This is a genomic window from Methylobacterium sp. J-078 (genome assembly GCF_022829285.1).
GTDB lineage: Bacteria > Pseudomonadota > Alphaproteobacteria > Rhizobiales > Beijerinckiaceae > Methylobacterium.
Genome location: NZ_JAKSYI010000108.1, coordinates 150,557 through 174,012, shown reverse-complemented (window position 1 = coordinate 174,012; position 23,456 = coordinate 150,557). Strand labels below are relative to the sequence as shown.

At 70.8% G+C, this 23,456-nt stretch carries 23 protein-coding genes; 12 read left to right on the top strand and 11 right to left on the bottom strand.

The features are described 5' to 3' along the window. Positions 1–9: 9 nt before the first annotated feature. A complete protein-coding gene (gene aspS / locus MKK58_RS17090; RefSeq protein WP_243913240.1) occupies positions 10–1,824 on the bottom strand; it encodes an aspartate--tRNA ligase in 1,815 nt (604 codons plus the stop codon). A gap of 436 nt (positions 1,825–2,260) precedes the next feature. Between aspS and MKK58_RS17085 the strand changes: the two genes are divergently transcribed. The 6 genes from MKK58_RS17085 (at position 2,261) to MKK58_RS17060 (ending at position 7,240) form a co-directional block, all read left to right on the top strand. Then, entirely contained in the window at positions 2,261–2,818 is a 558-nt protein-coding gene (locus MKK58_RS17085) for a hypothetical protein (protein ID WP_243913189.1), read from the top strand. Positions 2,819–2,830: 12 nt separating this feature from the next. After that, positions 2,831–3,811, top strand: coding sequence for a lipase family protein (locus MKK58_RS17080; RefSeq protein ID WP_243913188.1), 981 nt, complete (start codon positions 2,831–2,833; stop codon positions 3,809–3,811). An 81-nt stretch (positions 3,812–3,892) separates the two neighbouring features. Continuing rightward, positions 3,893–4,297, top strand: coding sequence for a WYL domain-containing protein (locus MKK58_RS17075; protein ID WP_243913187.1), 405 nt, complete (start codon positions 3,893–3,895; stop codon positions 4,295–4,297). Between the two features lie 65 nt (positions 4,298–4,362). Further along, positions 4,363–5,514 (top strand): ribonuclease D, encoded by a 1,152-nt coding sequence (gene rnd, locus MKK58_RS17070; RefSeq protein WP_243913186.1) that lies wholly within the window; start codon positions 4,363–4,365, stop codon positions 5,512–5,514. Positions 5,515–5,528: 14 nt separating this feature from the next. Beyond that, positions 5,529–6,401 (top strand): LysR family transcriptional regulator, encoded by an 873-nt coding sequence (locus MKK58_RS17065; RefSeq protein WP_243913185.1) that lies wholly within the window; start codon positions 5,529–5,531, stop codon positions 6,399–6,401. 125 nt (positions 6,402–6,526) lie between these two features. Further along, positions 6,527–7,240, top strand: coding sequence for an amino acid racemase (locus tag MKK58_RS17060; RefSeq protein WP_279578415.1), 714 nt, complete (start codon positions 6,527–6,529; stop codon positions 7,238–7,240). A 25-nt stretch (positions 7,241–7,265) separates the two neighbouring features. Here the strand turns inward: MKK58_RS17060 and MKK58_RS17055 are convergent, their stop codons facing one another. Both MKK58_RS17055 and MKK58_RS17050 read right to left on the bottom strand, forming a co-directional pair. After that, a complete protein-coding gene (locus MKK58_RS17055) occupies positions 7,266–9,083 on the bottom strand; it encodes a hypothetical protein (RefSeq protein WP_243913184.1) in 1,818 nt (605 codons plus the stop codon). A 116-nt stretch (positions 9,084–9,199) separates the two neighbouring features. Then, positions 9,200–9,526 (bottom strand): HesB/IscA family protein, encoded by a 327-nt coding sequence (locus MKK58_RS17050; RefSeq protein WP_238280585.1) that lies wholly within the window; start codon positions 9,524–9,526, stop codon positions 9,200–9,202. A gap of 197 nt (positions 9,527–9,723) precedes the next feature. Between MKK58_RS17050 and MKK58_RS17045 the strand changes: the two genes are divergently transcribed. Then, on the top strand, positions 9,724–11,001 hold the full coding sequence (locus MKK58_RS17045; RefSeq protein WP_243913182.1) for a deoxyguanosinetriphosphate triphosphohydrolase: 1,278 nt from the start codon (positions 9,724–9,726) through the stop codon (positions 10,999–11,001). Between the two features lie 3 nt (positions 11,002–11,004). Here the strand turns inward: MKK58_RS17045 and MKK58_RS17040 are convergent, their stop codons facing one another. Further along, positions 11,005–11,631, bottom strand: a complete 627-nt coding sequence (locus MKK58_RS17040; protein WP_243913181.1) for a PilZ domain-containing protein — start codon at positions 11,629–11,631, stop codon at positions 11,005–11,007. 123 nt (positions 11,632–11,754) lie between these two features. Then, positions 11,755–12,363 (bottom strand): PAS domain-containing protein, encoded by a 609-nt coding sequence (locus MKK58_RS17035; RefSeq protein WP_243913179.1) that lies wholly within the window; start codon positions 12,361–12,363, stop codon positions 11,755–11,757. A 454-nt stretch (positions 12,364–12,817) separates the two neighbouring features. Between MKK58_RS17035 and MKK58_RS17030 the strand changes: the two genes are divergently transcribed. Continuing rightward, positions 12,818–13,636 carry a rhomboid family intramembrane serine protease gene (locus MKK58_RS17030; RefSeq protein WP_243913177.1) on the top strand — a complete coding sequence of 273 codons (819 nt, stop codon included), beginning with the start codon at positions 12,818–12,820 and terminating at the stop codon, positions 13,634–13,636. A gap of 185 nt (positions 13,637–13,821) precedes the next feature. Beyond that, a complete protein-coding gene (locus tag MKK58_RS17025; protein ID WP_243913176.1) occupies positions 13,822–14,253 on the top strand; it encodes a CBS domain-containing protein in 432 nt (143 codons plus the stop codon). Between the two features lie 42 nt (positions 14,254–14,295). Here MKK58_RS17025 and MKK58_RS17020 read toward each other — a convergent pair whose 3' ends face one another. The 3 genes from MKK58_RS17020 to folE all read right to left on the bottom strand — a co-directional run bounded on the left by MKK58_RS17020 (position 14,296) and on the right by folE (position 16,672). Next, positions 14,296–15,336 (bottom strand): patatin-like phospholipase family protein, encoded by a 1,041-nt coding sequence (locus MKK58_RS17020; protein ID WP_409565263.1) that lies wholly within the window; start codon positions 15,334–15,336, stop codon positions 14,296–14,298. Between the two features lie 69 nt (positions 15,337–15,405). After that, positions 15,406–15,822 (bottom strand): phosphoribosyl-AMP cyclohydrolase, encoded by a 417-nt coding sequence (gene hisI, locus MKK58_RS17015; RefSeq protein ID WP_243913175.1) that lies wholly within the window; start codon positions 15,820–15,822, stop codon positions 15,406–15,408. Positions 15,823–15,850: 28 nt separating this feature from the next. After that, the gene (gene folE, locus MKK58_RS17010; protein ID WP_243913174.1) at positions 15,851–16,672 is read right to left on the bottom strand and encodes a GTP cyclohydrolase I FolE; all 822 of its coding nucleotides are present in this window, start codon (positions 16,670–16,672) and stop codon (positions 15,851–15,853) included. A gap of 250 nt (positions 16,673–16,922) precedes the next feature. On the opposite strand from folE, the gene MKK58_RS17005 reads away from it, so the two are divergent. Continuing rightward, a complete protein-coding gene (locus MKK58_RS17005; protein ID WP_243913173.1) occupies positions 16,923–17,366 on the top strand; it encodes an iron-sulfur cluster assembly scaffold protein in 444 nt (147 codons plus the stop codon). A 4-nt stretch (positions 17,367–17,370) separates the two neighbouring features. Continuing rightward, positions 17,371–17,691 (top strand): membrane protein insertion efficiency factor YidD, encoded by a 321-nt coding sequence (gene yidD / locus MKK58_RS17000; RefSeq protein ID WP_243913236.1) that lies wholly within the window; start codon positions 17,371–17,373, stop codon positions 17,689–17,691. 41 nt (positions 17,692–17,732) lie between these two features. Here yidD and MKK58_RS16995 read toward each other — a convergent pair whose 3' ends face one another. Beyond that, a complete protein-coding gene (locus MKK58_RS16995; RefSeq protein ID WP_243913172.1) occupies positions 17,733–18,938 on the bottom strand; it encodes a GGDEF domain-containing protein in 1,206 nt (401 codons plus the stop codon). A 278-nt stretch (positions 18,939–19,216) separates the two neighbouring features. Next, entirely contained in the window at positions 19,217–20,626 is a 1,410-nt protein-coding gene (locus MKK58_RS16990; RefSeq protein WP_243913171.1) for a 2-hydroxycarboxylate transporter family protein, read from the bottom strand. Positions 20,627–20,996: 370 nt separating this feature from the next. On the opposite strand from MKK58_RS16990, the gene thrS reads away from it, so the two are divergent. Further along, entirely contained in the window at positions 20,997–23,024 is a 2,028-nt protein-coding gene (gene thrS / locus MKK58_RS16985; RefSeq protein ID WP_243913169.1) for a threonine--tRNA ligase, read from the top strand. 44 nt (positions 23,025–23,068) lie between these two features. Here the strand turns inward: thrS and MKK58_RS16980 are convergent, their stop codons facing one another. After that, positions 23,069–23,452 carry a hypothetical protein gene (locus tag MKK58_RS16980; RefSeq protein WP_243913167.1) on the bottom strand — a complete coding sequence of 128 codons (384 nt, stop codon included), beginning with the start codon at positions 23,450–23,452 and terminating at the stop codon, positions 23,069–23,071. Positions 23,453–23,456 lie beyond the last annotated feature (4 nt).

Sequence of the window (23,456 nt, the reverse complement as noted above, 5' to 3'; positions counted from 1 at the left end):
CGGTCGGCCTCAGGCGCCCTTCTCGGGCAGGTTGAGGCGGATGTGGAGCTCGCGCAGCTGCTTCGGCGTGGCCTCGGCCGGCGCCCCCATCATCAGGTCCTCGGCGCGCTGGTTCATGGGGAACAGCACGACCTCGCGCAGGTTCTGCTCGCCGCAGAGCAGCATGACGATGCGGTCGATGCCCGGCGCGATGCCGCCGTGCGGGGGGGCGCCGAGCTTCAGGGCGTTGAGCATGCCGCCGAACTTCTCCTCCAGCACCGCGAGGCCGTAGCCGGCGATGCCGAAGGCCTTCTCCATCACGTCGGGGCGATGGTTGCGGATCGCGCCCGAGGACAGTTCGGTGCCGTTGCAGACGATGTCGTACTGGAACGCCTTGATGTTCAGGATCGTCTCGGCGTCCGCCGGGTCGAGGGCGAGGAACGCCTCGCGCTCGAAGTTCGGCATCGAGAACGGGTTATGCGAGAAGTCGATCCGCTTCTCGTCCTCGTTCCACTCGTACATCGGGAAGTCGGTGATCCAGCAGAACGCGTACTGGTCCTTGTCGGACAGGGCGAGTTCGTCGCCGATGCGGATGCGGGCCTTGCCGGCGAGGGCCGCCGCCTTGGCCTCGGTGCCGGCGGAGAAGAACACCGCGTCGCCGGCCTTCATGCCGGTCTTTTCGCGAATGGCCGCCTGGACCTCGGCCGGGATGAACTTGGCGATCGGGCCCTTGCCCGTGATCGTGCCGCCGTCGTCCTCGAAGATGATGTAGCCGAGGCCCGGGGCGCCCTCGGCGCGGGCGAAGTCGTTGAGCTTGTCGAAGAACGAGCGCGGCTGGGTCGCCGCCCCCGTGGCGGGGATGGCCCGGACCACGCCGCCGGACGCGATCACGCCCTTGAACGCCTTGAAGGCGACGTCCTCGCGGGCGAACTCGGCCGTCACGTCGGCGATGATCAGCGGGTTGCGCAGGTCCGGCTTGTCGACGCCGTACTTCAGCATCGCCTCGGCATAGGGAATGCGCGGGAAGGTGCCGGTGACGCGCTTGCCCTCGGCGAATTCCTCGAAGACCGAGCGCAGGACGGGCTCCACCGCCTGGAACACGTCTTCCTGGGTGACGAAGCTCATCTCGATGTCGAGCTGGTAGAACTCGCCCGGGCTCCGGTCGGCGCGCGCGTCCTCGTCGCGGAAGCAGGGCGCGATCTGGAAGTAGCGGTCGAAGCCCGCGATCATCGTCAGCTGCTTGAACTGCTGCGGGGCCTGCGGCAGCGCGTAGAACTTGCCCGGGTGCACGCGGGAGGGGACGAGGTAGTCGCGTGCGCCCTCCGGCGAGGAGGCGGTGAGGATCGGCGTCTGGAACTCGAAGAAGCCCCCCTCGCGCATGCGCCGGCGCAGGCTGTCGATGATCGCGCCGCGCTTCATGATATTGGCGTGCAGCTTCTCGCGGCGCAGGTCGAGGAAGCGGTACTTGAGCCGCGTCTCCTCCGGGTAGTCGAGGTCGCCGAAGACCGGCATCGGCAGCTCGCCCGCCGGGCCGAGCACCTCGAGGTCGTCGATGTAGACCTCCAGCGCGCCGGTGGGCAGATCCGGGTTCTCGGTGCCGGCCGGGCGGGTGCGGACCCGGCCGTCGATGCGGATGACCCACTCGGAGCGCGCCGCGTTGGCGGCCTGGAAGGCCTTCGAATCCGAATCCACCACGCACTGGGTCAGGCCGTAATGGTCGCGCAGGTCGATGAACAGCACGCCGCCATGGTCCCGGATGCGGTGGCACCAGCCGGAGAGGCGTACGCCCTGGCCGACATCGGACGGACGAAGCGCCCCGCAGGTATGGGTCCGGTAACGGTGCATGGCGGGCTGTTGCATCACAAACTGACGGATCACGGGCTCTTGGGATTGAGCGGCGCACCATTCACGCGGGGGGTACGAAGTCAAGGCGACGGGGGGCGACCGGGTCGCGGAGCGCCGACTGACCGGCGGCATTGCACCCATAAATAACAACCTGAGGTAGGATTAATCGTTGCTTCAGGTTGTTCAAAGAGCTATGCTCACAATCGCAAGTTCAGGAACAGAATCCTCCGATTCTCAGACCGCAGTGTCGTGGCGTGCCGCCCAGACCGTCGTCGATGGCGCGCGACCGTACTCCTGACAGCGTGCGAACCGTTCCGGCGCTTCGTCCAGGCGTTTGCGCCGGCCTCCCCGCTCCAGAGGTGACGCCATGCTGATTGTCGAGAACCCCGCCGCGCTTCCCCCCGACCGAATGATGTCGGACGACGATTTCGATGCCGTGAAGTCCCTGGCCGCGGGACCCTACAGCGTTCCGTTCGAGATCCTCGGCGAGCCGATCGTGCCCGGCCTGACGCAGGTGCCGCTGGTCCTCCAGGGCACGTTCATCCAGATCACCAATACGGCGAGCAGCGGTTCGGCTCAGATCCAGCTGCGCTACCTGCCGACAGTGCCGTTCGTGCTTGCGCCCTCGGGAGGAAAGATCAAGCTCGCCGCCAACCTGGTGAACTACGACCTTAGGATCCTGGACTTCACGAGCTACTTCCAGAACACCCCGGCCGGCCCAAACATCTACTTGACCGTCCCGGCAAATCAGACACTCATCATCGGCCTGCAATACGTCGCGACGGGCCTCGCGCTGGCCTCGCAATCGGTCGCGATCACCGAGGCGGCCGGCAATCGCGGCTTCGTGCAACTCACGCCGTCGAGCGGCGCCACCTTCCTGGTGACCGCGACGGTGCGCCAGTTCTTCGTCAGCCAGCAGGGCAGTCCGCTCGTGCCGATCGCGGCCGCGGCCTATTCCGTCCCGATCGGCGGTGGCCCGGTCGTCACCGGCTGAGGGAATTCCGCGATGCCTCCCTCGACCGCCGAACTGATGACCCTCGCGGGGATCGCCTATGGCGATCCCGGAAGGATCACGGGCTACCTCGCCACCGATTCCCTCACCGGGGGAGACTGGAGCCTGGTCTGGCTCGCCGCGCCGCCGGACCCGCCCGTCAACTTCGCCTATCTCGCCCGCCATCGCGTCACGGGCGAATGCGTGCTGGCGATCCGCGGCACCTATCCCAACCCCTTCTCGCCGGCCTACTGGGCCGATGGCGACGAGGACAGTCCATTCGGCGATATGGTTCCCTGGCCCGGGAGCCCGGAGGCCAGGATCTCCGCCGGAACGGCCACCGGTTTCGACAACCTGCGGGCTCTCACCGATGACGCGGGCGTGACGCTGGCCGGAGCCGTCGCGGGGCTGCCGCCGGAGCGTTCGCTCACGGTGACGGGGCACAGTCTCGGCGGAACCCTCGCGCCGGTGGTCGCCCTCTGGCTCGCCGGACAGGCTCCGGCGAGCGCGATCCACATCGTGACTTTCGCCGGGATGACGCCGGGGAACGCCGCTTTCGCGGCCCTGTTCGGCCCAGGAACGGCCTTCGCCGGACGGGCGATCCGCTGCTTCAACACCCTCGACACGGTCGCGTATGGCTGGGACCGTGTCTTCGAGACCCACGACTTCTACGAGCCCGCGCCGAAGGGCGGGATGGTGGTCGCCGCCCTGCTCCTCGCCACGACGGCGCGGCTCGCCCTCGGAGGGTACGGCTACACGGCGATCGGCGAGCCGGTGCCGCTTCCCGGCACCGTCAGGACGCCGTCCATCGGCTGCGAACTCATCGCCTACGTCTTCGAGAATCTCCACCAGCACCTGCCCGACACGTACCTCGCGCTGCTAGGGGCGCCGCCGCTGCCGTTCACCCTCGGCCTGGGCAGCGTCGTCGTCCCGCGCGGGGGTGCGGGTGCCGCCGCGCCCCTCCATCCGCGCTGGCCGACCTACTATCTGGGCTGACGCGAAAGGCCATGGCGGCTTGTGCCGGGACACGCGCCACACCACATTAACGTCATGAAACGAAACGGTTTTCCTGACCTCATGGCCCAACGCCCCGGGCAATCGGCCGATCCCTCCGTGGTGGCGGAGCGCCGGGACGGCGCCTGGCGCGTGCTTGCCCTCGAAGGAACGTTCGAGATCGTCTACGAGGACGCGAACGGAGCCTGGAGCACGCGTCGGGTCGAGGCCCGCGAACTCAAGCTCGGTCCCGGCCGGACGCTTCTCGGCGGCATCGATCGGGGACGCGGGGGCTACCGCGGCTTCCGCACGGACCGCATCCGGCGCCTCGCCGTCGGCGGCCAGCGGATCGAGGCCGGCATCCTCGACTGGCTCCTCGCCCGCGCGGAGACGCAGCGCCGAGAGCGCACGGCCCAGCGCCGCGCGCAGGCGACGCGAACGCCACCGGCCCGGGCGCGCGTGGAGAGGCCCCGCGTCGTGGCGGCGTAAGGATTTCCGACGACCGGGTCCGGCGTCCCTCGCCTGAGGCGAGAACCTTCGGTATAGCCGATTCTATGAATCTGATCGCCACCACTGCGGCCCTGGCTGAGGCCTGCACCCGCCTGTCCGCGCATCCCTTCGTGACCGTCGACACGGAGTTCATGCGGGAGACGACCTACTATCCGAAGCTCTGCCTCATCCAGATGGCGGCGCCGGACGGCTCGGGCGTGCTCGTCGACCCGCTCTCGCCCGACCTCGACCTCGCGCCGTTCTTCGCCCTGATGGCCGACGAGGGCGTGGTGAAGGTGTTCCATTCCGCCCGCCAGGACCTGGAGATCATCTGGCTCCTCGGCGGCCTGCTGCCCCAGCCCTTCTTCGACACCCAGGTCGCCGCGATGGTCTGCGGCTACGGCGACTCCGTCTCCTACGAGCAGCTCGTCAACGATGTCGCCAAGGCCAAGATCGACAAGTCCTCGCGCTTCACCGACTGGTCGCGCCGGCCGCTCTCGGACGCGCAGCTGAGCTACGCCCTCTCGGACGTCACCCATCTGGTGAAGGTCTACGAGGTGCTGGCGGGTCAGCTCCTCTCCACCGACCGCGGCGAGTGGCTCGACGAGGAGATGAGCGTGCTCACCTCGCCGGAGACCTACAAGGCCGACCCGGCTTCCGCCTGGCGGCGCCTCGCCGGGCGGATGCGCAAGCCCCGCGAGATCGCCGTGCTGATGGAGGTCGCCGCCTGGCGCGAGCGCGAGGCCCAGAGCCGCAACGTGCCGCGCGGGCGCATCCTCAAGGACGAGGCGGTGATCGACGTCGCGACCTCGGCCCCGCGCAACGTCGAGGCGCTCGGCCGCCTGCGCTCGATCCCCGCCGGCTTCGAGCGCTCGCGCACCGGAACCGACATCCTGGCGGCGGTGGAGCGGGGCTTTACCCGCGACCTCTCGGACATCGCGCTCCCCGAGCGCGCCCGCAGCCGCGGCGGCAACGGGGCCCTCGTCGAACTGCTCAAGGTCCTCTTGAAGGCCGTGTGCGAGACGGAGGGCGTCGCCCCGAAGATCATCGCCACGGTGGACGACCTCGAGGCCATCGCGGAGGACGACGCGGCGGACGTGGCCGTGCTGCACGGCTGGCGCCGGGCGTTGTTCGGCGAGAAGGCGCTCGCCCTCAAGGGCGGCCGCCTCGCCCTCTCGGCCGAGCGCGGCCGGGTGGTGGTGCGCGACCTGGCATAGGTCCGGGGGCGTCCGTGGAGCTGAAGTGGCTGGAGGATTTCCTCAGCCTCGCCCAGACCCGCAGCTTCTCCCGCTCGGCGGAGGCCCGCCACGTCACCCAATCGGCCTTCAGCCGGCGCATCCGCGCCCTGGAACTCTGGCTCGGGGTGAGCCTCGTCGACCGCAGCACATATCCCACCACCCTGACCCCGGAGGGGCGCCGCTTCCGCGACACCGCCGAGGAGAGCGTGCGGGTGCTCCTCGGGGCCCGGGCCGACCTGCGCGCCGGCCTCGATTCGGCCGAACCCGGGGTGCGCATCGCCGGGTTGCACACCCTGGCGCTGACGTTCTTCCCCGCCTGGTTCCGGACCCTGACCGCGCGCACCGGACCGGTGGCGACCCGGCTCCAGCCGGACGATTTCCACGACTGCCTCCAGGCCCTGGTGGAGGGTGGCTCGGACTTCCTCCTGACCTTCCACCATCCGGGCGTGCCGATCCCCCTCGACCCGGAGCTCTACCCCCACCGGGCGGTCGGCGCCGATGCGCTGGTCGCGGTGCGGAGCCCGGCTCTGGCCGAGGGCGGGCCGCTCCCGCGCCTCGATTACGGGCGCGACTCCTTCCTCGGCCGCGTCAGCCACCTCGCCCAGGCCGAGCTCGGCCTGCCGATGGGGCCGGTGGTCCATGCCAACCCCATGGCCGAGGCCCTGAAATGCATGGCGCTCGAAGGGTACGGCCTCGCCTTCGTGCCGCGCAGCCTCGTCATCCGCGAACTCGCCGAGGGACGCCTCGTCGTGGCCGGACCCGAGGTGCCCCTGGAGATCCGGCTCTACCGGAACGGCGCCAAGGCGTACGGAGCGAAGGCGCGCGCCGCCGTCGCGGCGATCTGGGCGGCGGCCGAGGCGGGTTAGTCCGAACCCAGGTCGATCCGAACCCAGGTTAGTCCGAACTCGCATGGGCCTTTCCGACACGGCATTGGCCCCCGGGCCGGACTTCGCGCATCCCGTCACCGGGACGAGCGGAGAGGACACGGGCGATGGCGGGGAGCGAGGTGCTGGGCGTGCTCGGCGGCATGGGGCCGATGGCGACGGTGGATTTCCTGCGCAAGCTCGTGGAGGCGACGCCCGCTGCCCGTGATCAGGACCATCTCGCCGTGATGGTGGCCCAGGCCGCCGATATTCCCGACCGGACCCGGGCGATCCTGGGGCAGGGGCCCGACCCGCTGCCGGCGATGACCCTGGCGCTGCGCCGTCTGGAGGCGGCCGGCGCCACCCACCTCGCGATCCCCTGCAACACCGCCCATCACTGGCACGGCGCGCTCCAGGCCCTGACGCCCATCCCGATCCTGCACATCGTCGACGCGGTGGCAGCAGAGCTCGCCCGCAGGGGCGTGGCCGGCGGGCCCGTGGGCCTGCTCGCCACCGACGGCACCCTTCGCACGGGGCTCTATCCGCGCCATCTCGGCCGCCACGGCTTCGCCTGCCGCGCGCCCGCCGATCAGGCGGCGGTGATGCGGGCGGTGCGCCTCGTCAAGGCGGGGCAGGGCGCCGAGGCCCGGCCGCTACTGCAGGCCGCGGCCGAGGCGCTGATGGCGGGCGGGTGCCGGCAGGTGGTGATGGCCTGCACCGAGATCCCGCTTGCCCTGTGCGACGCGGCGGAACCGCTCGGCGCCGTGCTGCTCGATGCGACCGACGCCCTGGCGCGGGCCTGCGTCGCGGCCGCCGCCGTTCCGACGAGCCGGGCGGCGTGATCCGGGCGACCTGAGAGAGCGGGCCTCAGTTCGCCTTGGCGTTGACCTCGAGCCGGTCGAACAGGGCCGCAGGGGTCGGGGCCGCGCCGAATTCCAGCATGCCGATGCCGGTGCCGTTCTTGGGCCGCAGGCTCAGGGAGAGGGTGCCGGGCTTCGTCACGAACTGGCCCATGGCGGCGCCCACCGCCTTGGCACCCGCCGAATTGCCCAGGATCGCGGGCACGCCGAAGACGCTGGCGGTGACGTATTCCTGCTTCAGCTCCTCGGGCTTGAGGCTGAGCACCTTCGACTGGGCGGCGATGAAGCGGTCGAACAGGCCGGTGTTCTCGATGGTGAGGTCCAGCGCCTTGGCGGTGGCCGACAGCATGGCGAAACTCGAGATGGCCACGTCCGGGTTGAACACCTCCGGGCCGATGCCGCCGATCATCCCGTTGATGCGCACGCGGCCCATGTCCTTGCCGGAGATCGAGACCTCGCTGAGCTTCAGCTCCCGGGCCCCCTCGTCCCAGGAGGTGTCGGCCACGAGGGCGAGGTCGAGGTCGCTGTAGCCGTAGAGGCCGAGGGAGCCCAGGCCCGGCACCCCGGCCACCGCCGAGGCCGGCAGGGTCAGGCCCGACAGGCTGAGGCGCCCGGCGGTCGGCACCCCGTCACGGGGCGGGGCGAAGTTCAGGGCGGCGTCCCGCAGGCCCACATTCATTGCGCCCGTCGCGTCGGCGGGGTCGCGGGGGCCGCGCGGGGTCGCCGGCTCGGGCGGCAGGTCGAGGCTGAGGTCCTTGAGCGCCAGGGTGCCGATGGCCGGCGTGAGCAGGCGCAGATCGGCCTCGGAGGGCTCCGCCGTCAGGGCCGCGAGCTTGCGCAGGGCCGCGATGGTGGGGCTCAGGGAGAAGCCGTCCAGGGAGAGGCGGGCGATGCGGGCCTTGGCGCCGTCGCCACCCGAGAAGGTGATGTCCTCCAGGGTGCCGCCGGCATTGGTCATCCCCATCCGGGCGATGCCGAGGCGGAACGCGTCGCGGGGCTTGGCCTCCTGCACGCTGAGGCCCGTCGCCTCCAGGGTGCCGAGGGAGACCGCCTCGGCGAGGTCGGCCCCCAGGGTCAGCAGGCGCGTGCGCTCGGCGGGGGCGATCGTCTCGTAATCGACGCCCGTGAAGGCCTGGAGCGCCCCGGTCCAGGTGGCCGGGATCTGGCGGCCGCTGAGGTCGCGCCCCTCGATCCGCGCGATGGTGACGGCGGTGCCGCGCGCATCCACGTAGGCGACCTCGTCCACCGAGAAGGTGGCGTAGACCCGCTGCAGGGCGCTCTTGCCGTCGCCCGGTTCGCCGTAGAGGCGGGCCAGCACGGCGAGGTCGACATCCGTCGCCCGCAGGCGGCCATAGGTGCCGGTGCCCTTCTGCGGCCCGCCCGCGACGAGGATCGAGGCCCCGGCGGCCGTCAATTCGGCGATGCGGCCGGCACGGACATCCCGCGCCATGACGTCGCGATAGGTCACGACCGGGGCCGCGGCCGGCCCCGCGCGCTCCACCCGCAATTCGGGGATCGCGAGGCTCGCGGCGTCCAGCCGGACGAGGCGGGCCGGCCAGGACTCGCCGGGGCCGGATTTCAGCAGGGCGGTGAGTTCGTCCTTGGAGAGGCGCGTGCCGCTCGCGGTGATGCGGGGCGCCTTGAGCACGGTATCGCCGAAGGTGAAGGTCACGTCCTGCAGCGTCACGTCCTGCACCGCCGAGGCCGCCTCCTGGGCCAGCACCGGCCCGGGCCGCGCCGCGAGGCCGGCCCCGAGGAGGACCAGGACGCAGGCCGAGGCGCCGGTCGCCCACGCACAGAGGGGGCGGCCTTTCGAGCGGGTCATGGGCGTATCCGGAATCGCTGGCTTGGAGGGCGCTGTCGAAAGAGCAGGCTCATCCGTGACGCAGTTTCGCGCGCGAGGCAATCGCGGGACGGCGCGCCGCGACCGCCCCCGGCGCCTCACAGGGAGAACGAGGTTCCGCAGCCACAGGAGGCGGTGGCGAGCGGGTTCTCGATCTTGAAGGATTGCCCGATCAGGTCGTTCACGAAATCGATGGTCGAGCCGCTCATGTATTCCAGCGACATCGGGTCGACGAGGACGGTGGCGCCGTCGCGCTCGATCGCGACGTCGTCGGCCGCCCGCGCCCGCTCGATGTCGAAGGCGTAGGAGAAGCCCGAGCAGCCGCCGCCGTTCACGCTGATCCGCAGGGAGGCGCCGGGCGGCTCGGCGCCCATGATCTCGTTGATGCGCTTGGCGGCGCGGGGCGTCAGAGTGATGTCGGCCATCGGGGATATTCTCGCGGGGTGCTCTCGAGATCCGCCGGCCGTCCCGGCCGGTCGCGGGCCGGGGCGGCGTTGGAACAACTGCTAGGGCACACAAGATATGCCTGGGGGGCCGATGCTGCAACGCGGCGGCGCGTTGGAGGCCGGGCCGAGGCCGGCGGAACTCTCTCGGTCGATCGAATGGGGGGCGGCGAGACGTGATGCAGGCGGATGAGACTGGGCGGGGCGAGGCCCGGCGGCGCGGTGAGCGCTGGCGGGCGGCCTATGCCACCGACCCGGCGGCCACCCGCGGGCGCCTGATCCCGGAGGCGATCTCGCCCACGCGCAGCGACTTCCAGCGCGACCGCGACCGGATCATCCACTCCTCGGCCTTCCGGCGCCTCAAGCACAAGACCCAGGTCTTCGTGCATCACGAGGGCGACCATTACCGGACCCGGCTGACCCACACCCTGGAGGTGAGCCAGATCGCCCGGGCGCTCGCGCGGGCGCTCGGCCTCGACGAGGACCTCGCCGAGGCGCTCGCCCTGAGCCACGACCTCGGCCACACCTGCTTCGGGCATACGGGCGAGGACACCCTGGACGCCTGCATGGCGGCCCACGGGGGCTTCGACCACAACGCCCAGGCCCTGCGCCTCGTCACCCGGCTGGAGCGGCGCTACGCCGGCTTCGACGGGCTCAACCTCGCCTGGGAAACCCTGGAGGGCCTCGTCAAGCACAACGGTCCCCTGCTGGAGTCGGAGGGGCGGCCGACCCCGCGCTGGACGGCGCGCGGCATCCCGGCCGCGATCCTCGAATACAACGCCCTCAACGACCTCGAACTCGCCCGCTTCGCCGGGCCCGAGGCGCAGGCCGCGGCGCTCGCCGACGACATCGCCTACGACAGCCACGACCTCGACGACGGCCTGCGCGCCGGCCTGTTCGATCTCTCCGACCTCGCCGAGGTGCCGTTCCTGCGCGGCCTCCTCGACGAGATCGACCGCCTCTATCCGAATCTCGAAGCCTCGCGAAAAATCCACGAGTTGGCGCGGCGCGTCATCACCCGCTTCGTGGAGGACGTGATCGCCGAGAGCACCCGGCGCATCGCCGCCCTCGATCCGCGCTCGGTCGCCGACATCCGGGCGGCGCGGGCGCCGGTCATCGCCTTCTCGGAGGCGATCGCGCGGGCGGATGCGGAGATCAAGGCCTTCCTGTTCGCCCGGATGTACCGCCATCCCGGCGTGCTCGCGGTGCGGGAGAAAGCCAACCTGATCGTGTCCGACCTGTTCGCCCGGTTCACGGCGGAGCCCGGCGCGATGCCGGACGAGTGGTCGGAGGGCCTCGCGGGGGCGGGGGAGGGCCGCATCGCCCGTCGGGTCGCCGACTACATCGCGGGGATGACCGACACCTATGCGGCGCTGGCCCACAAGCGGCTCTTCACCACGACGCCGGATCTGCTGTGGCACCCCAGCAGCCGGGGCCTGCCGCTGGCGGAGCCGTGACGCTCAGAGCGTCAAACCCTCGTGGAACAGGTCGGGGGAGATCGGCAGCATGAACTGCACGCCGAGGCCGCCCTCGAAGTAGCGCACGACCCGGCCCGGGGTGCGCCCGACCATCACGCTCGCGCCGAGGGGCGGGGCGGTCGCCGTGGAGAGGGCGACGCCGGACATCGAGAGATCGATGATCCGGGCCTGCACCTCGCGACCGCTCTCCAGGCGCAGGACGACACCGGCGGCGTGCGGCGTGAGACGCTCGTGGGTCCGGCCCTCGGGCAACCCGAGCGAATCGCGGTTGGCGAGCCAGGTCAACTGCGAGGCGATCTTGTCGCGCTTGCGCGGGGTCGCGATGAGCTGAACGGCGAAGCCGCCGGGTAGAAGCCGCGCGATGGTTCCCTCGAGCCGGCCGATATGCTCGAGGTAGAGGACGACGCGTTCCTGTAGGTCGCCCACGACCGCGCAGGTCAGGCGGACGCCGCCGGGCGACATGTCCACGGTCTGGCAAGGATATTCCCGCCGGTCGGACAGCATGTAGCGGCCGAGCATCGAGACCTTGACGCGCTGATGCCGACGCAGGTCGGAGCCACGGATGTCACGGTAGGGTTTGGCGGCAGAACGTGGGGTGGCCTCGATCATGGCGGGCGGATGTACTCGTTTCGAGGACTCACTCCCGGTAGAAATAGGCCCTCGGCGTTACGAAAGTTTTGCGCAACCGCCGCAGGACGCCTCGAAAAACGTCGTTGCCATCGGGCGTACTTATCAGGACCGCCCACCCGGATGGACGAGGAGATGCCCCCGGCGGAGCGGGGCGGTGTCGTTGGCGGGCTCGGGCAGGTTGCGCAGCGTCGCCTCGGCATCGAGGGCGGCCGGAGCCGGCTCGTGTCCCAGGATGCGCATGGAGGTCGCCCGCAGGCGCGTCACCGGACGGATGCCGAGCCAGTGGGGCACGCAGGCCGGGCTGAGCGCGCCGAGGATGCGCGAGTGGGTCTCGCCATGATGGCGCAAGGGGAGCAGCAGCAATTCGAGGTCGACGGCCTCGTCGCGCTCCGTGGTGCCGTGCAGGCCCGCCACGACCCCGACCGTGTCGACGGCCACGGCCTCGACCAGCCGCCACGGATCGGCGTCGGGCGTGCCCCAGATCTCGCCGAAGGACCGGCCCCTCAGCTCGCGCCCGAACAAGGCGCAGACATGGGTTCCGGCCAGCCGGACGGAAGCCGCGGCGCGGGATATGTCGACTTCGAGGATCAGGCTGTCGGCCAGGAGCGTGCGGATCTCGCCGGGCTCGATCTCGCTGCGCTCGGGGGCAGCGCGCGCGCGGCGCAGGCGGTCCCAGTAGCTGTGGAGCATGCGGCTGGTCGGGTGCTTCATGGTGTCCCACATTGGCACGGCTCGGAAGCGAACCGTCTCGAACTCGGAAACCGTCGGCGCGAACCGGGCCGGACCCGAAGGATGTGGTCCGTCACCCGCACAGCCTATGCCGTCCGCATTTTCCGCGCCCCGTTAAGTTTCGGTCAAGGTTAATGGTCCGGGCGGGTTGTCCACCGCCAAGTTTCAGGCGAAGTTGCGGGCCTTGCCGGAGGGAGGCCGCGCCGCCCTCCCGCGAGACACGGGAAGGAACGGGTCGGCCATGCCGGCCCGGCGGCTTGCTGGTCCTGGCCGGTGCCCGGGAACGCTCAGGCGTCACCGGGCGGCCTTCCACCTCGGGGAGGGCGCCCGCGCGCGTCCTCCCGTTTTTCGCGCCGCGCTGGTTTTTGGCACCGCGCGGGTCTTTCGCGGCACGCAGGACTTGCCGGGCCGATCCGGGAGCCGACATGGTGGCGCCATGGATGCCACGCCCGACCTGCCGCCCCAGAACCGCGTTCCGATCTTCAACATGCCGGGCGTGGTCACCGCGTCGATCGGGGTGCTGGTGGGCATCCACGCCCTGCGCGAATTCGTGCTGCCGGATATCTGGGACATCGCGGCCCTGATCGACCTCGCGCTGATCCCGGGGCGCTGGAGCGTGGCCCTCGACCCCGCCCGGGCCGGGGACCTGCTGGCGAACGCCGCGACCCTGGCGGGCGATCCCGACGTGGTCCAGGCCCGCCAGGCCTTCGCCCGCTACGTGGCGGCCGAGCCCGCCGCGATGCCCTGGACCTTCGCCACCTACGCGCTGCTGCACGGCTCGTGGATGCACGTCATCTTCAACACGGTCTGGCTCGCCGCCTTCGGCTCGCCGGTGGCCCGCCGCTACGGCCCCTGGCGCTACGGCCTCATCGCCCTGGCCGGCGCGGTGGCGGGCGGCATCCTCCACGTCATCCTCGACCCCTTGAGCACCGCGCCCCTGATCGGGGCGTCGGCGGGCGTCTCCGCCCTGATGGCGGCGGCGGCGCGCTTCGTGTTCCGGCCGCCCCCCGTCTACGCCGGGGGCGGACCGCCCTGGCAGCGTCCCGCTCCGCCGCCGCTGCAGACGATCCCCGAACTGATGCGCAACCGCACGGCGGTGATGTTCCTGGGCATCTGGCTCCTCACGAACTTCCTGTTCGGCATCATCGCCCTGCCGCTCGGTGCCGAGGCGACCTCCGTCGCCTGGGACGCCCATCTCGGGGGCTTCATCGCGGGCTTCTTCCTGCTGCCGCTGATCGACCGCTACGGGCGCTGACGGCGAGCCCGGGCCACCCCCAGGGTCCTGAATTATCCTGCAATCCGCACGCCTCGGGCTTGCGGGATCTTGCCATGTGGGCGCCGGGGCCACACAATCGCCTCAGACCGAGCCGGGCACCCTGCCGCGACTGGCCAAGCCCGGCCGCCCCGTCCCACGGGTGAATTCAGGGAAAGGACACGTCCATGACCGTCGCTCGCATCCTCGCCGAGAAGGGCCGCTCCGTCATCACGGTGGAGCCGCAGCGCACCCTCGACGAGGCCATCCACCTCCTGGCCGAGAAGCGCATCGGCGCCGTCGTCGTCAGCGATGCGGACGGAGCGGTGCGCGGCATCCTCTCCGAGCGCGACATCATGCGGGCACTGGCCGCCAAGGGCGCCAACGCCCTCGACGCCCTGGTCTCCGAGCACATGACCGCCGAGGTCACCACCTGCACCCGCGCCTGCAGCATCGAGGAGGTGATGCACCTCATGACCGATGGCCGCTTCCGCCACGTGCCCGTGGTCGAGGATGGCCGGCTCACCGGCCTCATCTCCATCGGCGACGTGGTCAAGCGCCGGATCGAGGCCGTCGAGGCCGAGCATCGGGCGATGCGCGACTACATCACCATGGCCTGACCTGAGCCGGCCGGAGCATCGCGCCAGCGGCCGGGAACCACCTCAGATCCGGGCGGCGGCCGCCGCCACGAGGCCGCGGATCTGAGGCAGGACGGCGCGGGCCGCCTCGCGGCCGAGGGCGATCCCCTCGGCGGCCCGGTGGAACTCGAACAGGCCCATCTCGGACAGACGCGGCACGATGGCGATGTCCGGCGGGTCGCCCGCCAGGCGGGCCCGCGAGATCCGGTCCTGCGTGATGTTGAAGGCGTCGAGCATCACCCGCGCCATGCCCGGGGTGGCGAGGCCGTTCGCCCGCTCGGGCTCGCTGCCTCCGGCCTGGCGCGAGCCGGGACGGCGCAGGATCCAGCGCCGGGGACGGCGGGGGACGGGCAGCACCGCTTCGGCCGTGATCCGCGCGGGCGAGGCTTCCCGCACGCCGGGGCGCGGGTCGCCGTTGAGGTTGACGCAGATCACGAGGTCGGCTCCCAGCGCCCGCGCGATCGTCACCGGCACCGGGTTGACCAGGGTGCCGTCGAGGAGGAGCCGGCCGCCACAGCGCACCGGCGGGAAGATGCCGGGCAGGGCGTAAGACGCGCGCAGCGCCTCCACGAGGCAGCCCCGGGTGAGCCAGACCTCCTCGCCGCTGTCGAGGTCTGTGGCGACGCTGGCGAAGCGGATCGGCAGGCCCTCGATGCGGCGGTCGGCCAGATCGTGCTGGAGGCGCCGCTTCAGGCGATCACCCGCGATGAGGCCGGAGCGGAGCCGCAGGTCGAGGAGGCCCATCACGCTGCGCCGGGTCAGCGACAGGGCGAAGGCCTTGAGCAGGCCGAGCTGGCCCGCCGCGTAGCAGCCGCCCACCACCGCACCGATGGAGCAGCCCGCCACCACGGCCGGGTGGATGCCGGCCTCCTCCAGCACCTCGATCACCCCGATCTGCGACCAGCCCCGGGCCGAGCCGCCGCCAAGCGCGAGGCCGATGCGCGGGCCGGGAGCCTGCGGCGCCGGCACGGGCTCGACGGCGCCGGCGGGAAAGCGCGCGCGCGCGGGCGAGACCTGCCGGATTTCGGCCTGCGCGGCCCCCGGGGACAGGCCGTCCCACATCATCGACACGGGGCGCAGGAATACGGAACGCACGACGGGGGCCGCCTCGGACAGGTCCGCATCGCACCGGGATCAGGCATCGGCGGGCCGCAGGGTCGCCTGCCCGGTCGCCGGATCGTGATCGACGCGGCGATAGAAGCAGGCGCGCCGGCCGGTGTGGCAGCAACCGCCGTCGCCGCCGACCGCGACGCGGATCAGCACGGCGTCCTGGTCGCAATCGACCCGCATCTCGACGACGCGCTGGACCTGACCGCTGGTGGCGCCCTTGTGCCAGAGCTCGCCGCGGGAGCGCGACCAGTACCAGGCCTCGCCGGTCTCCAGGGTGCGGGCCAGCGACTCGGCATTCATGTGGGCGAGCATGAGCACCTGCCCGTCGGCAGCATCGACGGCGATGCAGGAGACGAGGCCGTTGGCGTCGAAGCGGGGGGTGAAGGCCGCCCCCTCCTCGACCTCGGCCCGGCTGCCCGGCTCCGGGAAGGCGCGGGTCATCGGGAGACAGACGTCATCGCGGGCCGGCTCAGGACTTGTTGCGCACGAGGGTGAGGAAGCGGACCTGCTCGTTGGCGTCGTTGCGGAAGGCGCCGCGGAACTGGGTGGTGATGGTGGAGACGCCGGCCTTCTGGACGCCGCGCATGGCCATGCAGAGGTGCTCGGCCTCGACCATCACGGCGATGCCGCGGGGCTTGAGGATGCTCTCGATCACGTCGGCGATCTGCGCCGTCATGGTCTCCTGGGTCTGCAGGCGGCGGGCGAAGGTGTCGACCACGCGGGCGAGCTTCGACAGGCCGACCACGCCCTTGGTCGGGTAGTAGGCGATGTGCGCCAGTCCCATGAAGGGCACCATGTGGTGCTCGCAATGGGAGTAGAACGGGATGTCGCGCACCAGCACGATATCGGAATAGCCCTCGACCTCCTCGAAGACCCGCTCGAGGAGCGCGTCGGCGTCCTGCTCGTAGCCGCCGAAGATCTGGCCGTAGGCCTTCACCACCCGGGCCGGGGTGTCGCGCAGGCCCTCGCGGGTCGGGTCGTCGCCGGCCCAGCGCAGGAGCGTGCGCACGGCGGCCTCGGCCTCCTCGCGGCTCGGGCGGCCGGTGGCGATGGCGTCCGGCACCCGCTGGGCGGAGGCGGGCAGGGGGGCGATCTCGGGCTCGGGCGCCTCGGCGACGCGCGCGTTGTCGTTGCGCATGGCGCTGAGGGCGCCGTTCTGGCGGGTCGGTTCCATCCCGGATTCCTCCGTCTCGGTCAGGCGGTAGGAGAGGGACTTGAGCGCGGCATCCATGGCATCTTCCGCCCGGGCGATCCGGGTCGTCATCGGGTGGCTGTCAGGCTTTGCGTACATCGTCGAACCATGGGGCCGTGAAGCGGCCGATGCCCGGACGGTGCCGTCTGCCGTGGCGCGACCCGGGCCGTGGGCGCGGCCAGGGTCGACGAGCCGCCTCCTCGCGAAACGGTGCGTTGGCGCCTATATCGACGTTATCGCGCCGACGCGCAATGCGGGCCGCGCGGATCAGCCCTTCGGATCGGAAGCCGGCGGCCTGCCGGCCTCCCGGCGGGCCGCGCGGATCAGGTCGCAGACGGAACGGAACGCCATGCTCGACGACATCTACAACCGTCGCATCCTCGAACTGGCTGCCGACATCCCGCGCCTCGGGCGTCTCGCCGCCCCGGATGCCAGCGCCACCGCGCATTCGAAGCTCTGCGGCTCCACCGTCACGGTGGATCTGGCGGTGCGGGACGGCACGGTCACCGATTTCGCCCACGAGGTGAAGGCCTGCGCCCTGGGCCAGGCCTCGTCCTCGCTGATGGCGCGCCACGTGGTCGGCGCCAGCGCCCAGGAGTTGCGCGAGGTCCGCGCCGCGATGCGGCGGATGCTCAAGGAGAACGGGCCGGCGCCGGCGGGCGCCTGGGCCGACCTCGCCGTGCTGGAGCCGGTGCGCGACTTCAAGGCCCGCCACGCCTCGACGCTCCTGACCTTCGACGCGGTGGTGGATGCCCTCGACCGGGTCGAGGCCGGGGCGGTGGCGGCCGAGTAGCATGCTGCTTCGCCGCCTCGCCCACGGGGCGATCCGGGGCTACCAGCTCACCCTGTCGAGCCTGATCGGCCGCCAGTGCCGGCACTGGCCCTCGTGCTCGACCTATACGGACGGGGCGATCCAGCGGCACGGGCTCTGGGCGGGCGGCTGGATCGGGTTTTCCCGCATCTGCCGCTGCGGCCCCTTCGGCACCCACGGCATCGACCTCGTGCCGGAGGCGCTGCCGGCGCGGGCCGCCTGGTTCACGCCCTGGCGCTACGGCCGCTGGCGCGGCGTGAACGCGCCGCCCTCGCCCTTCGCCTGCGAGGCGGTCGAGAGCGGGTGAGGCCGGTCCCGTTGCGGGTCCTGTTCGGCCGATCCCGCCGTTCAGGCGACCTGCAGGACCGCATCGGGAGCCGCGAGCCCCATCTGGACCCGGTTGCGCCCCTTCAGCTTGGCCCGATACAGGGCCGCGTCGGCTATGGCGATCGGCGTCACGTGCGGACGATCGGCGTCCGGCACCATCGCGACGCACCCGATGCTCACGGTGACACCGACGCCGCCCTGGGGACCGCCCGGGAGGGACACCGGGGCGGCCTCGACGGACCTGCGGACCTGCTCGGCGATCACGTCGACCCGCCCGGCCTCCGGCCCGACCAGGATCACCGCGAATTCCTCGCCGCCGTACCGGAAGGTGGCCGCGGCCGGGTCCCGCATCGTCCCGTCGACGATGGCCGCCACCGCCCGCAGGCAGGCATCGCCGCCGAGATGGCCGTAGGTGTCGTTGAGGCGCTTGAAGTGATCGATGTCGATCATCATCAGGGCGACCGGCGTCCGGCACGGACCCTGGTCGCGCCAGACGCTCTCGAGCCGGGCATCGAAGGCCCGACGGTTCCCGATGCCGGTCAGGCCATCGGTGTCGGAGAGGCTGAGCAGCGTCCGGTTCCGCTCGACCAGGCTCTCGGACCGCAGCGCATCGCGCAGGTTCAGGAGATAGAAGCGCCGTTCGCTGATCTCGTTGCGGAAGGCGGCGAACAGCAGGTAGCCGGCCATGCTGAGGTTGAGCATGATGGCGAACAGACCGCCGCCGAGGTCGAACCGGGGATGGAACGCGACGGCCCCGGCCGTGAGCATCGTGGCACCGATCGCCACGATGGCCGCCTGGGGGACCGGGAGCGGCAGGGCGATGCAGCCGTAGACCATGACCATCGGGATCGCGAACGCGATCATCACGGCGTTCTGCATGTGCGACGCCAGCATCAGCGCCAGCATCGTGCCGATGATCGGGAACAGGAAGAGGGTACTGGCGAGGACGGACGGAACGATCCTCCGGTGCATCAGCCAGACCAGAACGAGCAGCGCGGGCGTGAGGACCGCGAGATCGAGGACGATCACCAGCGCGAGAACGTCGGGAATGACGAGGGCGTTGATGAAGATGAAGAGGTCGAAGACAGCCATCCCGGAGAGGTGGCAGAGGATGTAGCGGCGCGTGCGGCCCGGCTCGATCGCGCGCTGATATCGCGCTTCGAGGGCGGCGCCGAAGCCGATCTGCGACCAGGGCCGTCGGAGTTCGGCCTCGACCCACCTCGGCAACGAACCGTTCTCATCTGGGATCGCGTTCCCCGGACAGACATGCATCGAACCGCGCCGGACCTTCCTCGCAGGAGGCCTCGGCACGCCGTACCGTTCAGGTCATCCTGAGGGTATTCTGGCCCTGAACCTCTTAAGGTCTGTTTATCCGCTCGCTTCGATTGCCCTTCGACCGCAAGACGCACGACAAAATCAGACTATCGCCCAGGGAAAGTCATTCACAAGCACGTGAAGATCCAGGACGATAGCCTGCCGCGACGCCTCGGGCCGGCACCCGGCTCTCAGACCGGCGCCGCCGTGATCCACTTCAGAAACACCAGCGTCCCCGTCACCGTGAGCGCGCCGCCGATGCGGGTGGCGATCTGCGCGAACGGCATCAGCGCCATCCGGTTGGCGGCGGTGAGGATCGCCACGTCACCGGTGCCGCCCTGGCCGCTGTGGCAGGCGTTCACGATGGCGGTCTCGATCGGGTACATGCCGAGGCGGCGCCCGACGGCGTAGCCCGTCGCCATCAGGGTGACGACGGTGGCCACGATGGTGATGAGGTTGGGGAGCGTGAAGGCCGCCACCAGCTTGTCCCAGGGGGTGAGCGAGACGCCGATGGCGAAGAGCAGCGGGTAGGTCATGCCGACCTGCACGAACTTGTAGACGATGAAGCCGCCGGCCTGGAGCCGGGGCGAGACCGCGCTGGCGAGCTTGGCCAGTACCGCAAGGAACAGCATCGCCACGGGGGCGGGCAGGCCGGTGAGGTGGTGGCACATCACGCCCAGCAGGTAGAGCGTCACCGCCGTCAGGCCGGCCGCCGCCACCGTGGCGGCGTCGATCGGGCCGGTCTCGACGGGCGTGCCCGCCTCCATGTCGTTCTCGGTGTCGGGCTGCAGGCGGCCCTCGCCGGTGAGGTGCAGATTGCGCTTGCCCACCCAGTTCAGGGTGCCGGCCAGGATGATCGCCGTGAGGCTGCCCAGCATCACCGGCGGCAGCACCTGGGCGAAGACGTCGCCCTGCGGAATGCCGAGGATCGCCCCATAGCCGATGGAGAGCGGGATCGCGCCCTCGCCGACACCGCCGGCCATGATCGGCACGACGATGAAGAAGAACGTGTGGTGGGCACCCAGCCCGAGGAGCGTGCCCACCAGGGTTCCGACGCAGCCCGCCGCCAGGGAGCCGAGGCCGAGGGGGACGAAGATCTTGAGGAAGCCCTTGATCAGCACCGCCCGGTCCATGCCCAGGATGCTGCCGACGATGATCGCCGCGATGTAGAGGTAGAGGAAGTTGGTGAACTTGGTGAAGTCCGTGATCGCCTTGACGATCGGCCCCGGGATCAGCGCGTAATAGACCAGCGCCGAGGGGATGAAGGTGGCGAAGATCGCCCCCGCTCCGATCTGGCGCAGGACCGGCAGGCGCTTGCCGATCTCCGCGCAGGTGAAGCCCCCCAGCACCAGGACGGCGATCATCGTCGGCGCATCGGATTTGATCTCGCCCTCGGCGGTCAGCACCGAGAGCAGCGCCACCAGGATCACGTAGACCGGCAGCGGGATGATGCCGATCTGCAGGTCGACGAGGCGCCACCAGCCATGAGGCCACAGCTTCCGCGCCGGGACCTGGCCCACGGGCGTGTGCGCCCCCGGTACCTGGGCGGTCGTCGTGATCGCGATGCCCTCGGGATGTACCGTCTGTGCGGGGCTCGGCATGAACGTGTCTCCCGGCGATCGCCCTGCGCCCCGTCGGGACCGGACTTTTGTTCTGTGGCGTGGATGTTTTCTTGATCTCGACCGTGCTCGGGGCCCGGTGGTCGGCCAGCATCAGTCGTCTCGCGCCCACGTTGTCAATTGATCGGCCGCCACCACGGGACGCGGGGATTGATGATCCCCGGGAATTGTCAGGGCCGGAGCGGGATGGGATCGCGTGGCGTTTCTCCTTCCTGCCCAATGCGCATTCCTTCCCAATGCGAATGGGTCTAAACGGCCGGGCGCGGCGCCGCACTGGCAGCCGCCCCGATCACGACCCGCCCCCGCTTACCTGCCGCGTACGCAGGAGTGAGCCTCCAAGGAGCCACCGGCCATGCCGATCCTGACCTTCCCCGACGGCAACACCCGCAGCTACGACGCCGCGATCACCGGCCGTGCCGTCGTCGAGGGCATCGCCAAGTCCCTGGCCAAGCGCACCGTCGCCATGGCGCTCGACGGCACCGTGCGCGACCTCGACGACACGATCGCGCACGATGCGCGCATCGAGTTCCTCGACCGCGCCGACCCGCGCAGCCTCGAGCTGATCCGGCACGACTGCGCCCACGTGCTGGCCGAGGCGGTGCAGGCCCTGTGGCCGGGCACGCAGGTCACCATCGGCCCGGTGATCGAGAACGGGTTCTACTACGACTTCGCGAAGGCCGAGCCCTTCACGCCGGAGGACTTCCCGAAGATCGAGGCGAAGATGCGCGAGGTCATCGCCCGCGACGCCCCCTTCACGAAGGAGATCTGGAAGCGGGACGACATCCGGGCGCTCTTTGCCGAGAAGGGCGAGGCCTACAAGGTCGAACTGGTGGACGCGATCCCGCCCGGCGAAGACCTGAAGGTCTATCGCCAGGGCGACTGGTTCGACCTCTGCCGCGGCCCGCACATGACCTCGACGGGCAAGGTCGGGACCGCCTTCAAGCTGATGAAGGTGGCGGGCGCCTATTGGCGGGGTGATTCCAACAACCCAATGCTGACCCGCATCTACGGCACCGCCTGGGCCACGAAGGAGGACCTCGACGCCTACCTGCACCGGCTGGAGGAGGCCGAGCGCCGCGACCACCGGCGCCTGGGGCGCGAGATGGACCTGTTCCACTTCCAGGAGGAGGGGCCGGGCGTCGTGTTCTGGCACGCCAAGGGCTGGACGGTGTTCCAGGAATTGATCGCCTACATGCGCCGGCGCCTGCGCGGCGACTACCAGGAGGTCAACGCCCCCCAGATCCTCGACAAGGCCCTGTGGGAGACCTCCGGCCACTGGGGCTGGTACCGCGAGAACATGTTCGCGGCCCAGAGCGCCGGCGACGAGGCCGAGGACAAGCGCTGGTTCGCGTTGAAGCCCATGAACTGCCCCGGCCACGTGATGATCTTCAAGCACGGGCTGAAATCCTATCGCGACCTTCCCTTACGCATGGCCGAGTTCGGGGTGGTCCACCGCTACGAGCCGTCGGGGGCCATGCACGGGCTGATGCGGGTGCGCGGCTTCACCCAGGACGACGCGCACATCTTCTGCACGGAGGACCAGCTCGCCGACGAGTGCCTGAAGATCAACGACCTGATCCTCTCCACCTACGCGGATTTCGGCTTCGGCGAGATCGTGGTGAAGCTCTCGACCCGCCCCGAGAAGCGGGTCGGGTCGGACGCCCTCTGGGACCATGCCGAAGAGGTCATGACCCGCGTGCTCACCCAGATCGAGGAGCAGTCCGGCGGCCGCATCAAGACCGCGATCAACCCGGGGGAGGGCGCCTTCTACGGGCCGAAATTCGAGTACGTGCTGCGCGACGCCATCGGGCGCGACTGGCAGTGCGGCACCACGCAGGTCGACTTCAACCTGCCGGAGCGCTTCGGCGCGTTCTACGTCGATGCCGAGAGCGGCAAGAAGCCCCCGGTCATGGTCCACCGCGCCATCTGCGGCTCGCTGGAGCGTTTTACGGGCATCCTGATCGAGCATTTCGCGGGGCATTTCCCCCTCTGGCTCGCCCCTGTGCAGATCGTCGTGGCCACCATCACGGGCGACGCCGACCCCTATGCCCGGGAGGTCGTGGCCGCCGCCACCCGCCTCGGCCTGCGCGTCGAGGCCGATCTGAGAAACGAGAAGATCAACTACAAGGTCCGCGAGCACTCGCTCGCCAAGGTCCCGGTGATGCTGGTCGTCGGCCGCAAGGAGGGCGAGGAGCGCACGGTCTCGGTGCGGCGCCTCGGCAGCCAGCACACCCGCACCGGCGGCCTCGACGAGACCCTGGCCGCCCTGGTGGCGGAGGCGACCGCGCCGGACCGCATCCGGGCGGATGCGGTCGTCGAGACCGTGCCGAGCGAGAACGTCGCCCTGGATGGCCAGCACGGCGAGGCACCGACGCCCTGATGAAGGCCGGGCCCCCTCCGGACCCTATCCGGAGGGAGCCCGGATCAGGCGGCGCAGTTGGCCGCGTATAGGGTCAGGATGCGCTGCATGGCGGCGTAATCCTGGGGGCTCCCCGGATTGCGCAGCTCCGGCCCGTCGGGAAGGATGCCGGCGATCCCCGCATCGAGGTCGGCGACGAAGTGCCGGGGGCCGACCGGCTGGCCCATGCGGTTGGTGGTCTCGACCTCGCCGCAGAACGCCCCCGCGCGGCCCGCGCGCAGGCGGCCGTAGCGGGCGGTCTCGGGCATCCGCAAGGTGCGGCCGAGAAGGGCGGTGACGCGGGCGGCGGTGTCCGCGTCGAGGCCCGGCTCGGCCCCGTCCGGCGCTCGGGCGCCCGCCGGGATCGCCGCCAGGAGAAGGGCGAGGGCGCCGATCGAAACCTGCCGCATCCGC

Bases quoted from the DNA above. Each gene is read 5' to 3' on its own strand.
- MKK58_RS17050 (WP_238280585.1), bottom strand. From the start codon at position 9,526: ATGGCCGACATCACTCTGACGCCCCGCGCCGCCAAGCGCATCAACGAG.
- MKK58_RS17040 (WP_243913181.1), bottom strand. From the start codon at position 11,631: ATGATCGAGGCCACCCCACGTTCTGCCGCCAAACCCTACCGTGACATC.
- MKK58_RS17045 (WP_243913182.1), top strand. From the start codon at position 9,724: ATGCAGGCGGATGAGACTGGGCGGGGCGAGGCCCGGCGGCGCGGTGAG.
- MKK58_RS17035 (WP_243913179.1), bottom strand. From the start codon at position 12,363: ATGAAGCACCCGACCAGCCGCATGCTCCACAGCTACTGGGACCGCCTG.
- thrS (WP_243913169.1), top strand. From the start codon at position 20,997: ATGCCGATCCTGACCTTCCCCGACGGCAACACCCGCAGCTACGACGCC.
- MKK58_RS17055 (WP_243913184.1), bottom strand. From the start codon at position 9,083: ATGACCCGCTCGAAAGGCCGCCCCCTCTGTGCGTGGGCGACCGGCGCC.
- MKK58_RS17060 (WP_279578415.1), top strand. From the start codon at position 6,527: ATGGCGGGGAGCGAGGTGCTGGGCGTGCTCGGCGGCATGGGGCCGATG.
- hisI (WP_243913175.1), bottom strand. From the start codon at position 15,822: ATGACCCGCGCCTTCCCGGAGCCGGGCAGCCGGGCCGAGGTCGAGGAG.
- MKK58_RS16980 (WP_243913167.1), bottom strand. From the start codon at position 23,452: ATGCGGCAGGTTTCGATCGGCGCCCTCGCCCTTCTCCTGGCGGCGATC.
- aspS (WP_243913240.1), bottom strand. From the start codon at position 1,824: ATGCACCGTTACCGGACCCATACCTGCGGGGCGCTTCGTCCGTCCGAT.
- MKK58_RS17075 (WP_243913187.1), top strand. From the start codon at position 3,893: ATGGCCCAACGCCCCGGGCAATCGGCCGATCCCTCCGTGGTGGCGGAG.
- folE (WP_243913174.1), bottom strand. From the start codon at position 16,672: ATGTACGCAAAGCCTGACAGCCACCCGATGACGACCCGGATCGCCCGG.
- MKK58_RS17025 (WP_243913176.1), top strand. From the start codon at position 13,822: ATGACCGTCGCTCGCATCCTCGCCGAGAAGGGCCGCTCCGTCATCACG.
- rnd (WP_243913186.1), top strand. From the start codon at position 4,363: ATGAATCTGATCGCCACCACTGCGGCCCTGGCTGAGGCCTGCACCCGC.
- MKK58_RS17080 (WP_243913188.1), top strand. From the start codon at position 2,831: ATGCCTCCCTCGACCGCCGAACTGATGACCCTCGCGGGGATCGCCTAT.
- MKK58_RS17005 (WP_243913173.1), top strand. From the start codon at position 16,923: ATGCTCGACGACATCTACAACCGTCGCATCCTCGAACTGGCTGCCGAC.
- MKK58_RS16990 (WP_243913171.1), bottom strand. From the start codon at position 20,626: ATGCCGAGCCCCGCACAGACGGTACATCCCGAGGGCATCGCGATCACG.
- MKK58_RS17020 (WP_409565263.1), bottom strand. From the start codon at position 15,336: ATGATGTGGGACGGCCTGTCCCCGGGGGCCGCGCAGGCCGAAATCCGG.
- MKK58_RS17030 (WP_243913177.1), top strand. From the start codon at position 12,818: ATGGATGCCACGCCCGACCTGCCGCCCCAGAACCGCGTTCCGATCTTC.